This window comes from Carnobacterium sp., assembly GCF_040274425.1.
The window spans coordinates 1-12,887 of the sequence record NZ_JBEMBC010000078.1; the positions used below are offsets into that span (position 1 = coordinate 1).

General features: G+C 35.2%; 13 protein-coding genes. 6 read left to right on the forward strand and 7 right to left on the reverse strand.

Annotated features, from left to right (window positions below; genetic code table 11):
- The first annotated feature begins 6 nt into the window (after positions 1–6).
- Together ABS911_RS15385 and ABS911_RS12190 are read left to right on the forward strand one after the other, a co-directional pair.
- Entirely contained in the window at positions 7–111 is a 105-nt protein-coding gene (locus ABS911_RS15385) for a hypothetical protein (RefSeq protein WP_502880546.1), read from the forward strand.
- A 158-nt stretch (positions 112–269) separates the two neighbouring features.
- Positions 270–1,418, forward strand: a complete 1,149-nt coding sequence (locus ABS911_RS12190; protein WP_350467786.1) for a zinc-dependent alcohol dehydrogenase — start codon at positions 270–272, stop codon at positions 1,416–1,418.
- A 310-nt stretch (positions 1,419–1,728) separates the two neighbouring features.
- Here ABS911_RS12190 and ABS911_RS12195 read toward each other — a convergent pair whose 3' ends face one another.
- From ABS911_RS12195 to ABS911_RS12210, 4 genes are all read right to left on the reverse strand, one after another.
- On the reverse strand, positions 1,729–2,376 hold the full coding sequence (locus tag ABS911_RS12195; protein ID WP_350467787.1) for an SDR family oxidoreductase: 648 nt from the start codon (positions 2,374–2,376) through the stop codon (positions 1,729–1,731).
- A 116-nt stretch (positions 2,377–2,492) separates the two neighbouring features.
- The gene (guaC, locus tag ABS911_RS12200; RefSeq protein WP_350467788.1) at positions 2,493–3,467 is read right to left on the reverse strand and encodes a GMP reductase; all 975 of its coding nucleotides are present in this window, start codon (positions 3,465–3,467) and stop codon (positions 2,493–2,495) included.
- A 265-nt stretch (positions 3,468–3,732) separates the two neighbouring features.
- A complete protein-coding gene (yidD, locus tag ABS911_RS12205; protein WP_350467789.1) occupies positions 3,733–3,990 on the reverse strand; it encodes a membrane protein insertion efficiency factor YidD in 258 nt (85 codons plus the stop codon).
- Positions 3,991–4,055: 65 nt separating this feature from the next.
- Positions 4,056–6,404, reverse strand: coding sequence for a helix-turn-helix domain-containing protein (locus ABS911_RS12210; protein ID WP_350467790.1), 2,349 nt, complete (start codon positions 6,402–6,404; stop codon positions 4,056–4,058).
- A gap of 474 nt (positions 6,405–6,878) precedes the next feature.
- On the opposite strand from ABS911_RS12210, the gene abc-f reads away from it, so the two are divergent.
- Positions 6,879–8,498 (forward strand): ribosomal protection-like ABC-F family protein, encoded by a 1,620-nt coding sequence (abc-f, locus tag ABS911_RS12215; protein ID WP_350467791.1) that lies wholly within the window; start codon positions 6,879–6,881, stop codon positions 8,496–8,498.
- Positions 8,499–8,591: 93 nt separating this feature from the next.
- Here abc-f and ABS911_RS12220 read toward each other — a convergent pair whose 3' ends face one another.
- Genes ABS911_RS12220 through ABS911_RS12230 form a run of 3 tightly spaced genes read right to left on the reverse strand, consistent with a single transcriptional unit; the run spans position 8,592 to position 10,560 of the window.
- Positions 8,592–8,774 carry a hypothetical protein gene (locus ABS911_RS12220; RefSeq protein WP_350467792.1) on the reverse strand — a complete coding sequence of 61 codons (183 nt, stop codon included), beginning with the start codon at positions 8,772–8,774 and terminating at the stop codon, positions 8,592–8,594.
- A 25-nt stretch (positions 8,775–8,799) separates the two neighbouring features.
- A complete protein-coding gene (locus ABS911_RS12225; protein ID WP_350467793.1) occupies positions 8,800–9,492 on the reverse strand; it encodes an NAD(P)H-dependent oxidoreductase in 693 nt (230 codons plus the stop codon).
- 30 nt (positions 9,493–9,522) lie between these two features.
- Positions 9,523–10,560, reverse strand: a complete 1,038-nt coding sequence (locus ABS911_RS12230) for a DUF7309 domain-containing protein (protein WP_350467794.1) — start codon at positions 10,558–10,560, stop codon at positions 9,523–9,525.
- 250 nt (positions 10,561–10,810) lie between these two features.
- Between ABS911_RS12230 and dhaK the strand changes: the two genes are divergently transcribed.
- From dhaK to dhaM, 3 genes are read left to right on the forward strand one after another with little or no spacing between them, the layout of a single operon-like run.
- Positions 10,811–11,800: a dihydroxyacetone kinase subunit DhaK gene (gene dhaK, locus ABS911_RS12235; RefSeq protein ID WP_350467795.1), complete on the forward strand. Its 990-nt coding sequence runs from the start codon at positions 10,811–10,813 to the stop codon at positions 11,798–11,800.
- Positions 11,801–11,820: 20 nt separating this feature from the next.
- On the forward strand, positions 11,821–12,408 hold the full coding sequence (dhaL, locus tag ABS911_RS12240) for a dihydroxyacetone kinase subunit DhaL (RefSeq protein ID WP_350467796.1): 588 nt from the start codon (positions 11,821–11,823) through the stop codon (positions 12,406–12,408).
- Complete coding sequence (dhaM, locus tag ABS911_RS12245; RefSeq protein WP_350467797.1) at positions 12,401–12,775, forward strand: dihydroxyacetone kinase phosphoryl donor subunit DhaM; 375 nt, start codon at positions 12,401–12,403, stop codon at positions 12,773–12,775. The genes dhaL and dhaM overlap by 8 nt, the downstream gene beginning before the upstream one ends.
- Positions 12,776–12,887: the final 112 nt, after the last annotated feature.

A 12,887-nucleotide genomic window follows, 5' to 3' on the forward strand; every position in this document is an offset into this window, starting at 1 on the left:
GAAAAAATTACCGATATTGAAACTATTGTGACACCTGAAAACTCATTTGACGAACGCTTTATCCTTATTCGTAAAGGCAAGAAAAAATATTTCTTAATCAAGTTAGTTTAGAAGAAAAGAGTTTTGTTTGCTGAAAGTGGCAAATAAAACTCTTTTTTCATCTTCTTCACTAGTTGCAGTAAGCGTTATTATTTTACTATCTTTATTTGCTATGCTAAAATTCACCTTATAAATACAAATAAATAAATACAAATAAAAGGAGCGATTTTATGCGTGCAGTAACATGGCAAGGAAATGAAAAAATGGAAGTTCGAAATGTTCCAGATCCAACGATTCAAGAACCTACTGATATGATTGTCCGCATTACAGCAACGGCTATTTGCGGATCTGATTTACATTTGTATCATAATGGAAAACCGGTAATGGAAGAAGATTATGTAGTGGGTCACGAACCAATGGGAATCGTTGAAGAAGTCGGTCCTGGTGTTAAAAAAGTAAAAAAAGGCGATCGAGTTGTTATTCCATTTAATATTGGATGTGGCGAATGTCATTTCTGTACACATGAGATGGAAAGCCAATGCGACAATTCCAATCCAAATCCTGCTTTTGACAATGGTGGTCTATTTGGTTTTGGTAAAATGCATGGAAATTATCCTGGAGGCCAAGCAGAGTTCTTACGCGTGCCGTTCGCTGATTTTACTTCTTTCGTAGTCCCAGAAAATGACCTGCCAGATGAAAAAGTTCTTTTCTTATCTGATATTGTCCCTACTGCTTACTGGAGTGTAGAAAGCAGCGGTGTTAAAGAAGGCGATACGGTCATCATTCTTGGCTCTGGTCCAGTTGGTCTTTTCGCTCAAAAATTTGCTAAAATGAAAGGTGCTAAACGTGTTATCGCAGTTGATAATGTGAAACACCGTTTAGATCATGCACACAAAACAAATAATGTCGAAACCGTTAATTTTAAAGACGTTACGGAAGTTGGAAAATTTCTTTATGATACGACTAATGGTGGAGCAGATGTAGTCATTGACTGCGTAGGAATGGATGGTGTAGCGCCTGCTAAAGAGAAAGCTAAAACTCTTCTCAGCGTTCAAAGCGGAACCATCAGTCCTCTTGTTACAGCTTCTGAAAGTGTTAAAAAGTTCGGAACGGTTCAAATTACTGGAGTCTATATGACACCTTCTGCTAGTTTCCCTATCAATGATTTCTTTAACCGAAACGTTATTCTAAAAACAGGACAAGCTCCTGTTATTCACCTAATGCCAAAATTGTATGATATGATCGAAAAAAACATCTTCGATCCAACAGATATCATTACGCATACAATGCCGCTTGAGCAAGCAGCACAAGCTTATGATATTTTTGATAAAAAAGCAGATCAAAACATAAAAGTAATCTTAAAACCAGGTATGGTATAGAAATAAGAGGCTGGGGACAAGGACAATTGTCCCAGCCTCTTATTTTGTATTCTGGCCCTCTTCTACCCCACGTATTCAAAATGAAAAGAGCTTTCGTTTAGGTTTATTGATTAAATAGGCGTCAAATAAGTCTCTGTTTGACTAATAACCTTGGTTTATTGATTAAATCAGTAACAAATAAGCGTCTGTTTGACTAATAAACTAGGTTATTGATCAAATCAGTAACAAATAAGCGTCCGTTTGACTAATAAACGGGGTTATCGATCAAATCAGCAACAAAACAAGCGTCCGTTTGACTAATAAACCAGGTTTATAGATTTTTTAATGCTTCATCGATTGGCGAATCGCCATTTAAAAGATCAAAGGCTTTATTAAAAGTTGATTCATTATCTAAACTTGCAACTACCACTTCTGCCACGTCTTCACGAGAGATAGCGCCACCTGGTAAGTTCTCAGCTACTTCGATTTTCCCTGTAGCTGGATCATTTTTCAATAAGCCGGGACGCAAGATTGTGAAAGTCAATCCACTTTGTTTCAAGCAGCGATCGGCATAATACTTAGCAATATTGTAGGGTTTCATCTCTTCATTATCCCAAGCTGCACGATCATCTGAGTTCATTGCACTGACCATAATAAAACGGTCAACGCCAACTTCTTTTGCTGCATCCATGACTTTCACAGCTCCATCTAAATCAATGGACAATGTTTTGTCGTAGCCTGTTTTTCCGCCTGAACCAGCAGAGAAAATAACGGCATCCATACCTTCAAGAGCATTCTGAATCGCTTCAATTGGTCCTTCTAAATCCGTTAAACACGCTTCAACATCTTTCATGTCTAATGCATTAGCTTGTTCTGGTTTTCTGACCATTGCTCGTACTGAATGCTTGTCGCTATCCTGTAATTTATCTACGATCATTTTACCAATTTGCCCATTTGCACCTACCACTAATACTTTCATGCTCATGACCCCTCTCATTTCAGTTTACTCATTAAGTGTAACAAAGAAACCAGAGGATACAACTCATTTGCATTACAGCAAAAAAAAGATCCTTTACAGGACCTTTTCTCTTTTATCTAACGATCTCCGTTAAATATTGAATTTTTAACAATTACATAATCCACTTTGCGGATTGATTCTACATCATTTCCACCAGCATATGAGATAGAAGATTGTAGATCTTGTTTCATTTCCAATAATGTTTCAGCGATATCGCCTTTGTATTCTACAAGAATCTTCTTGCCTTCAACGTTTTTATGTTCACCTTTTTGGTATTCTGATGCACTACCAAAGTATTCTTTGTACATTTTACCATCTTTTTCAATCGTTTTTCCTGGAGATTGATCATGTCCTGAGAATAATGATCCCATCATAACCATAGAAGCTCCAAAACGGATTGATTTAGCAATGTCGCCGTGATCTCGTACTCCGCCATCAGCAATCAATGGCTTTCTTGCAGCTTTAGCACATAAACGCAATGCAGCTAATTGCCAGCCACCAGTACCAAATCCTGTTTTTAGTTTTGTAATACATACTTTTCCTGGTCCAATACCGACTTTAGTCGCATCAGCCCCAGCATTTTCTAATTCGCGAACAGCTTCTGGAGTACCAACATTCCCTGCAATTAAAAATGTTCGGGGTAAGTACTTCTTGATATGGTGAATCATATTGATCACTAAGTCAGAGTGGCCATGAGCAATATCGATCGTAATGTATTCTGGTACTAAATTTTCTTTCGCTAAAGTTTCAATAAATGTGTATTCTGCTGCTTTTACACCTACACTAATCGAAGAATATAGTCCTTTTTCATTCATTCGTTGGATAAAAGGAATTCTGTCTTCTTCATCAAAACGGTGCATCACATAGAAAAAGTTATTTTCTGCTAACCAAATAGCTAATGTTTCATCAATAACTGTTTGCATATTAGCCGGTACGACTGGTAAATTAAATTTTCTACCACCAAATTCAATTGTTGTATCACATTCGGATCTGCTGCTTACAATACTTTTATTAGGAATAAGTTGGACATCTTCATAGTCAAAAACTTTCATTTTTCCTTAACCTCTTTCTGTTATGGCTCTAATTTTTAGGCTATTCATTATCATTTTTATGGGGATTCAAAAACACGAACATTATTTCTTTATGTTTTCTCCATATTTCGTCCCTAAGACAATTTACACTATATTAAAAGGTTTGTCAAAGTTATTCGTACCTTTTCATGAAAAAACTAAAAATAGTTTGCCTCTTCTATGTTTTTAAAAAAACGATCTGAACGCACTAAATAAGCTGACAAATGTTAAATTTGTCAGCTTATTGCTAATTTTTCATTGTTTTTATTTCTCTATTTTTTCTTAACGTAAATTTTTTTGGAACCGGATCATATCCGCCTTTAATAAAGGGGTGACACCTTAAAATGCGGGCTGTTCCCATTACTGTACCTTTGATTGCACCGTGTTTCTCGATCGCTTCGATTGCATACTGCGAGCAGGTTGGATAATAGCGGCAACTTGGTTGAAATAAAGGAGAAATGCCTTTTTGATAGCCTTTAATGCTAGCAATAATTACTTTTTTCATGGTCTACCTCCTACCAAATTACAGTATAGCCATTGGGTTGTGCTTTGTAAAGTAATCTTGTTCACTTATTCAATGGCCTTACGGAACTCAATAAAGTGAATTGCGTTAGTTGTCAATAAAGAATAAAAAGACCATTCTTCATTTAAATATTCATCTTTGATATCCAGTGCTGGACTAAGAGATTGAACGATATGATCCATCATTTCATGATCAATACCGTACTTACTATTCAGATTCCACCACTTAGAGTATAATCCTCCGTTATCTCGGTCAAATTTCAGCGTACGGATTTGATAATTCCCTGGTTTAATTCCCCTGAGATGAATGTGTAATTCTTTGCTTCGATTTTTTACAAATAGTTCATCAATCGAGTAACGAGGACTAAATTGTCGCTCATTGAAAATAATCAGTTGATAGCCATCTTCATTTTCAGTCATTAGATAGTCTGATCCTCGCGCAATGACCACTCCTCTTAACCTTTCTTTAAAACGCATGGTATAAAAGGTCGGTCTTTTTTCATTAAAGAAATGAAACAAATCTAAACTATCGATTAAGTTATTAGAACAATCTTGTAATCGCTCATGAATTTCACTATTGATCCAGAATCCAATTCCTTCTACGTCATTTTCTAATTCTAAAATTTTTTTTAAAATCAGTGCTCCTCTAAAGAAATTCCCATTGATATAACGTGTATTTCCAGATAAAATATTCCAATTAGTCAGAAACATTGGTCGATCGATGTTTTTTTGCTGCATAAATGATTTGATTTTTTTCGTTTTATCAATAATATAACGATGACTCTTAGAAAATTCTTCCACATTAATATCATGAAAATTAATAACTTCATTTTGATCTGCTTCATAACCGATAAATTCAATTTTACTTGCATGTTCGATTTGCCACTGTTGATTTTCTGGAAGCTCTTCTTTTTGTTCATCAAACGGGAAGAACGCTCCAACTTTCATTTTACTAGATTTATTTTTGATCACTTGCCAGACTTTTAAATAAACGCGCTCTAACTCTGATGACTCTATTGAAGAATCTTCCTTACTATAAAATAGAATTTGCCATTTTTCTACAAAATCACGTCCAAAAGCTTGTAGAGCATGCTGAATGAATTGGTCAATTTTTTTAAAGTAATAGTCTTCGTTCTGACAAATTTGCTTATACTCTATTTTTAAGAATAAATAGATTTCTTGTTCTTTTAAAAATTGTAAGACAATATCTGAATTTGCATACATTGTCGAACTGCCAGCCCCATCTATTAGGTCTGTTTCAGTTAAAGATAGCGTCTCTTCAAAAAGTTTTTGAATCCCTACGAAGTCTACACGCATTTGTTTTTTGGTTAAAATCAACTGTCTTTTAACATTTTCATTTAGTAATTCCTTTAACTCACCAATAAATATGATATGCTTTTCGTGTTTTAATTCTTGCTCACCTTCACTATTTAGAACAATTCTGCGTTCTTCAAGGTGTTCTTCATCTATCGTATAACTTTGATCTATTCCTTCATCTAAATAACTTGCTAGTCTATCTAAGATCGCAGGAGAATCAAGAACTGTGTGAGCTTCAACTTTATTAATCAACGCTTCATGTTGTTCTAATTGCTCATGTTGGTGTTCTTTTCTATATTGAGCAGGTGTTTGGTTATAAATCGTTTTAAAAACAACCGTATAGTTTTTTGCAGTCGAAAAACCATTTTTCATCGCTATTTGAAATAAATTATCTGAAGTATACAATAAGTCATCTAGGCTATGTTTTAAACGAACTTGATTTAGATAATTTAAAAATCCCATACCTGTCATTTGCTTAAAATAACGAGATAGATAAGAAGAAGATAGATTTTCATGTTCTGCTAACTCAGAAAGGGTCAACGGTTCTGCATACCTCTGCTCAATTAACTGAATAATTCGTGCGATCCGTTCATCACTTGTATCTACACCTTTCCAATGTGGGGCTTCTTTTTTGAAAAAACGTGTCATCAGTAACATGATTTGATACAAGTTGCTTCGAATTTCCAGGGTATTGCTCTCATCTTTCCTTGAATCTGCAATCATGATTTCAGATAACCATCGTCTTAATTGAGCAATCATCCCTTCTCTGCCAGGATCTACTTCCTTTGAAAAGCAGAAAAAATTGTAATGAAAGTATTCCTTATAATGAGTCACAAAAAATTGACTGGAAATGCTAAGTGAAATAATGCAATTATCTTCACTTCCCATTACGGAATAGTTATTGGTACGATTAACAATTAAAATGTCATTTTCTTCCATTTCAAAATTACGTCCTCCAAATGAAATGGTTGCAGATCCTTTAATAACAAATAAGATTCTCGTTCCATAATACCGTTGAGGAGCAGAATAACGGACATTTTCCATTTTTATGTCATAGTCTGCTGTACTTTCTCTTTTCATTCTCACTACTCCTCCTTTTTTTCCTATTATACCTGTTTTTTACAAACAATCGATACCAAAATTCACATCCACTCACCTAGTAGCAAAAAAAGAAGACCAGTATTCTATTGGTTTTATCATTATTAAGTTAATTTTTTACAATTTCTTTTACTAATGTTAGTTATATAGTATACTATAATGAATAAATGATTAGAATTTAAGGAGGTGAAAAGATGTTAATGACTGGTTGGAACGTGATAACAAATAAAGAAACAGCATTTTTGTATGTTATCCGTGCCGAATTTTCCGCTGTTTAGTAAAAATTGGTGAAGTATGCCCTTTTTTAACTAAATTAAATTGGAAAAGCCAGAAAAAGCATCTTTTTACGACACGTTGAACTTCTTTAAGGAGTCTTTTTACACGTCGTTATTTCTAAAAAGAGAGGTCTTTTTCCCTCTCTTTTTTTGCTGTTTCCGGTAAACGGAGGAATTAAAAATGAGTCTATTTAATATGAAAAATGTAACACAAACTTATGGAGCTGACACGATTTTTAGTGATTTAAGTCTGGATATCACTACTTCAAAAAAGATTGGTTTGATTGGACAAAATGGTGAAGGAAAAACAACTTTACTCAAAATTATTGCTGGTGTTGAGCAACCTAGTAATGGCATAATCTCTTGGCAAAAAAACTTAACTGTTGGCATGCTTGCTCAACTTCCAAAACAAGATGATCACTCGCTAGTATATAAAATTCTAGCAAAAAGCTTCGCAGACATTTTTCTTTTGGAAAATAAAATGGAGCAACTCAGTTTAAAAATGTCAGACCCTAACGCTCCTTTAGAAAAACTTTTAGATCAATATGGACAATTGCAGCAAGATTTTGAAGAATTAGGCGGATACGAGGTAGATGCTTCTATCCGCCGCGTAACAAGTGGCCTGCACATTGACGCTCTACTGGAAAAAGAGTGGAAAACCTTGAGTGGCGGAGAACGGACAAAAGTTGGTTTAGCGAAAATTTTACTGGAACACCCTGATTTACTTTTGCTTGATGAACCCACAAATCATTTAGATATTTTAGCTATTGAATGGTTGACTCAGTTCGTGAAGAACTATGATGGAGCGATCATCATCGTTTCACATGATCGCTACTTTTTAGATGATGTTGTACAGGAAATCGTTGAGATCGAACAAGGAGAACTGCATTATTATTTTGGAAATTATTCTGATTATGTTAAGGAACGAGAAAAACGAATACTAAGCGAATTTCAAGAGTATCAAGATCAGCAGAAAAAAATAAAAAAAATGAAAGAAGCAATCAAACGCTTAAAAGAATGGGCAAACCGTTCTAATCCACCAAGCGACGCAATGCACCGCCGTGCAAAAAACATGGAAAAGGCTTTGGCTAGAATTGAGTTAGTCAAAAAACCACTTCTTGAACAACATAAGATGGAAGTTCAATTAACAACTAAAAAGCGGTCTAGTAAAGATCTTTTTCAACTAAATGGAGTCAGTAAACACTATGGAGAGAAGTTATTATTTGAAAACCTTGAACTTCATGTTCATTATCAAGATTGCATTGCCATTGTTGGGGCTAACGGAACTGGAAAAAGCACTTTATTAAATCTATTACTCGGGAAAATCCAACCGGATACTGGAAGCGTTGAAGTAGGATCTTCTCTGTCCATCGGCTATCTCTCCCAACATGCCTTTGAAATGTCTACTCAATTTACAGTTATCGAAGAGTTTCGTGATAAAATTTCCGTTTCAGAAGGTGAAGCAAGGCATATTTTAGCAAAGTTTTTATTTTACGGGCAAGATGTCTTTAAAAAAATGAATCAACTATCTGGTGGGGAAAGAATGCGTTTAAGGTGGGCACAGCTCGTTCATTTAAATCATAATGTTCTTATTTTGGATGAACCTACTAACCATTTGGATATTGATTCCAAAGAAATGATTGAAGAAGCCTTAAGCCAGTTTAAAGGAACAATTATCGCTGTTTCACATGACCGTTACTTTCTAGATAAGTTTTTTGACACAACTTATCTTTTGAAAAACAAACACCTCGTAAAATATCTAGGAAACTATTCTTACATCCGATCAAAAACTGCTCAGTGATAGACCAACAGTAAAAATCAGTTCTTGCTATAAAAAACAGGCAGTCCTATTTATGGTTGCCTGTTTTTTATAGCTTTTTTGTTTTGTCTTGTCTTATTCATTCCAATTGCGCGGACTCCATAAAGTTCCATCCAATTCGCCTTCCATTTGTCTAATTCGTTCAACTTGCTCATCAATTAAATCAATCACAGCTTTTAATAACGCTTTTTGTTTGTAATCACGACTTGTTTGAATTAATCGTTCCAACTCTTGAATCAACCACTCTTTTTGTTCCATTTCATTTACCGACCTCCTTAACAAGCTAATTCATTTGATCTAAAACAATCTTCAGTTCATCTATTGTATCTCTATTTTCTTCTATAAATTCTATTGCTTGGTCTAGAACGAATTGATCTCCATTATTTAATTTCGTTGCATCCGTCTCTGATAGTTCCTGGATAAACCATCTTTCTCGAGCTTCTAAACTATCGTCTTTTTCACGGGTCAAATATTGTTGGTAGCGAATCAATAGACTCATTTTTTGATCTTCTGTTAAATAACTAAATTGAAAAATCGGCAATGTTTTAAGAAACGTCATTCCCGTCTTCAGTGCCATTGCTTGAAAGGGTTTTGTCAATTCATCAATACTAAATCCTTCGCGTCCCCCAGGTTGGTATTCTTCCTTTTTTACACCAATACTTAATACCAATCCAAATTCTTTTCCTACTAATGCTTTCCCTTTCTTACCATAGGCAAAATTATCTGCTAGTACATCGTCTTGCCATTTTTTCAATAATGCAGGAGCTGTATACCAGTAAAATGGAAACTGAAAAATGATTCGATCGTGTTTTTTTAACAGCTCTTGTTCCTTTTCTACGTCTATATTGAAATCAGGATAAATGGATTCCAAATGATGAACAGTTATATTTTTATTTTCAGGAATCGAACTCAGCAAATACTGCTGACTTCCTGACTCCTTAATTTCAGGATGTGATAGGATCACTAGAGTTTTCATTATTAGCCTCCATTTTTGATTGATTAAAAGTTACTCTTTAAAATATTCTAACATGTCTTCTTTAACAACGGATAATAAAGGCAGTTTTTGAATTGGCACCAATTCGATATCTAATGCCGTTAACATCATTTCTAAATACGTTGCAATTTTAACATAACGATCTGCATCTATGACAATCTTTGGTGGTCTACCATTTTGTGCCAAGATGAGTTGAAGGACAATACGTTGGATTTTTTCAATATCTTGCGGTTTGATAAACTCACTACAAATGATTTCACCCTTTTGAGTATCTGCTACCAGTAGCAAACAAGGAAAAACTGGCCGCCCGCCGCTTGGAGGAACAACTGGTACTCCAACAAAATCAATATCTAATTCCCAAACCGTATGTTCCATTTTTTGAGTACCCGCTCGCTTCATCTCAAATTCTGTCAGTTTAATAGAGGCATAGTTTATTTCATTATCAACTATCCCTTCTAGAATCGCTTCTGGAACTACATAAAAACCATCTTTATATGAACCATCTTTTTTATAGTTCCGCATTAAAACTTCGTAGGTTTCTTGTTCCTTTTCATAGACATGTAAAGATGCTCGGAAATCCTGTGCCGTCTCCACTAACTTTTCAAAAACAGCTATCAGATAAGGTACATCGTTCTCATCTATTGTAAACGGGTAATACCCTGGCTTATAGTCTGTAAAGACCGGCCATGCTTTTTTACCTCTAAAAGTTATGCCGCTAGCTTTTATTTTTTTATATTCTTCTTTGGGAATTTCTTGACGATCTTCAAAGTGTAAAGAAATACATTTTTGAGTTTGGAGCATTTCCATTACCGAGCTAAACTCACGAAACTCAGCTCGTTTGCGCGTTTCAAAAAAGTATGACAGTTCTTCCAAATTACGATAAATTAAGAAACCGAAATTCTGTTCAGCTTTCCCTAAAACGGAAATAAAAACAGGTTCTTTATAACTAGCCAATTGTATGCCAATAATATCATTATCCCAATAATCTTCCCAGAAACCAGCTTGATAAAGTTTTTTCACAAGCGAATACAACTGCATTTGGTTATTCATCGTAAGCTCTCCTCTCACTCTTTACTACCACACACAATCCTTTTGATTCCTAATTGAGGTATCTATTACTAGTATACCAAAACAGCTTGAAACCAGCCCTTTATTTTTCCATTCTATTTATAATTGGGAAGCTTTTTTTATTCATCGGCTGATTAGTCAACCTTACTAATCGTTTACTTTGTTCTTTTCTTTAAAAACGGTTACAATGATAATGAAGTCAATCAAAAAACTCTCAGGGGGTCTGAAAAAAATGAAAAAAATTATCAATGATCCATCGAATATTTTAGACGAAATGCTGAACGGCTTAGTCTTTGCCTATGAAGATTTGGTTGAACGTTTACCTGAAACATCTGTCATTCATCGTAAAGTTGAGCCTACAGGAAAAGTTGGTTTAGTGAGTGGCGGTGGAAGTGGACATGAACCTTCTCATGCCGGTTTTGTTGGAAAAGGAATGTTGTCAGCTGCCGTTTGTGGTGAAGTTTTCACCTCTCCAACTCCTGACCAAATTTTAGAAGGTATTAAGGCTAGTGATGAAGGAAAAGGCGTATTCTTAATTATTAAAAACTATTCTGGAGATGTTATGAACTTTGATATGGCTAAAGAGTTAGCAGAAATGGAAGATATCGAAGTTGATTATATCGTAGTTGATGATGATATTGCCGTTGAAGATAGCACATATACTGCTGGGAAACGTGGAATTGCTGGTACTGTTTTAGTACACAAAATTCTAGGTGCCGCTGCTGAAAAAGGTTTATCTTTAACAGAAATAAAAGCATTAGCTGACAAGTTTATCCCAACTGTAAAATCTTTAGGTGTTGCTTTAAATCCTGCTACTGTACCAGAAGTTGGCAAACCAGGATTTGAATTAGAAGCTGACGAAATTGAGTTTGGCGTAGGAATTCACGGTGAACCTGGTTACCGCAGAGAAAAACTTCAACCCTCTGCTGCATTAGCTAAAGAATTGGTAAATCAATTAAAAAAAGAATTTAAATGGCAAAAAGGAGATTCATTTGCTGTTTTAGTTAACGGTATGGGTGGAACTCCATTGATGGAACAATTTATTTTTATGAATGATGTGAAACAATTGTTAACAGATGAAGGATTGACATTAGACTTCAGAAAAGTTGGCGACTATATGACTTCTATCGATATGGAAGGTCTTTCTCTGACTTTGGTCAAATTAGAAGATACTAGTTGGTTAGAGTATTTAAATGCACCCGTAACAACAATTGCTTGGTAAAGAAAGGAGAATAAAATTTTATGTTAACACAAGAAACAGCAAGAAAATGGATTGATCTTTTTATTGAACAAATTTTAGAAAATAAAGCTTATCTTAGCGAACTAGATACTGCTATTGGTGATGGTGACCATGGAAACAATCTTGCCCGCGGAGCTAACGCATTAACTGAAGCATTGCAAACTAAAAATCCTGAAACGTTACCTGATCTGCTTAAAGTAACCGGAATGACTTTAGTCAGTAAAGTAGGAGGGGCTTCAGGTCCACTACTAGGTTCTGCATTTATTAGCATGGCCAAGGCTAGTCAAGACAGTGATGACCTAGCTACCGTCTTAGAAGCCGGATTAGAAGGCATCCAAAAACGTGGTAAAGCCGTAGCAGGAGAAAAAACCATGGTCGATGAATGGGTACCAGTTGTTGAAGCTGTAAAATCAAAAACTTTAACGAGTGCTTTTATTGACGAAACTGTTGAAAAAACGATAGATATGAAAGCTACTAAAGGACGCGCCTCATATCTAGGTGACCGCTCTATCGGTCACATTGACCCAGGTGCTATGTCTAGTAGCTATCTGTTTAAAACAATGATGGAAGCAGGTGTCTACGATGAGTAAAGAGTATGGTGTATTGCTAGTTTCTCATGTAACCGAAATTGCGGACGGTTTAGCGAAATTAATTAGCGAAGTTGCTAAAGACGTTACTGTTAAAAGCGCTGGTGGAACTCCAGAAGGTGGAATTGGAACTAGTTTTGATCGAATCGAAGAGGCTTTATCTTCGTTTGAAGAAGAAACGGTTCTGGCTTTTTATGATTTAGGTAGTGCTAAAATGAATCTAGAATTAGCGATTGAAACCTCTGATAAGACTGTTAACTTATACGACACTGCTTTAATTGAAAGTGCCTATACTGCAGCTGCTTTATTGCAAGCGGAAGCTCCATTAGAAGCTATTGAAGAACAATTAAACACCTTAAAAATAAAATAATACCATTTAACCAAATTAAAGAACCGCTCTCTATAATTAAAATGGACCCTATGTCAAAGACATTTAAAAAAAGAGACCTTATGCAATACCTGATAAAAATTGTTCCCTGTAA

What these genes read in the sequence shown, in the direction of transcription:
- ABS911_RS12190 (WP_350467786.1), top strand. Translation starts at nt 270, where the DNA reads ATGCGTGCAGTAACATGGCAAGGAAATGAAAAAATGGAAGTTCGAAAT.
- ABS911_RS12195 (WP_350467787.1), bottom strand. Translation starts at nt 2,376, where the DNA reads ATGAAAGTATTAGTGGTAGGTGCAAATGGGCAAATTGGTAAAATGATC.
- guaC (WP_350467788.1), bottom strand. Translation starts at nt 3,467, where the DNA reads ATGAAAGTTTTTGACTATGAAGATGTCCAACTTATTCCTAATAAAAGT.
- yidD (WP_350467789.1), bottom strand. Translation starts at nt 3,990, where the DNA reads ATGAAAAAAGTAATTATTGCTAGCATTAAAGGCTATCAAAAAGGCATT.
- ABS911_RS12210 (WP_350467790.1), bottom strand. Translation starts at nt 6,404, where the DNA reads ATGAAAAGAGAAAGTACAGCAGACTATGACATAAAAATGGAAAATGTC.
- abc-f (WP_350467791.1), top strand. Translation starts at nt 6,879, where the DNA reads ATGAGTCTATTTAATATGAAAAATGTAACACAAACTTATGGAGCTGAC.
- ABS911_RS12220 (WP_350467792.1), bottom strand. Translation starts at nt 8,774, where the DNA reads ATGGAACAAAAAGAGTGGTTGATTCAAGAGTTGGAACGATTAATTCAA.
- ABS911_RS12225 (WP_350467793.1), bottom strand. Translation starts at nt 9,492, where the DNA reads ATGAAAACTCTAGTGATCCTATCACATCCTGAAATTAAGGAGTCAGGA.
- ABS911_RS12230 (WP_350467794.1), bottom strand. Translation starts at nt 10,560, where the DNA reads ATGAATAACCAAATGCAGTTGTATTCGCTTGTGAAAAAACTTTATCAA.
- dhaK (WP_350467795.1), top strand. Translation starts at nt 10,811, where the DNA reads ATGAAAAAAATTATCAATGATCCATCGAATATTTTAGACGAAATGCTG.
- dhaL (WP_350467796.1), top strand. Translation starts at nt 11,821, where the DNA reads ATGTTAACACAAGAAACAGCAAGAAAATGGATTGATCTTTTTATTGAA.
- dhaM (WP_350467797.1), top strand. Translation starts at nt 12,401, where the DNA reads ATGAGTAAAGAGTATGGTGTATTGCTAGTTTCTCATGTAACCGAAATT.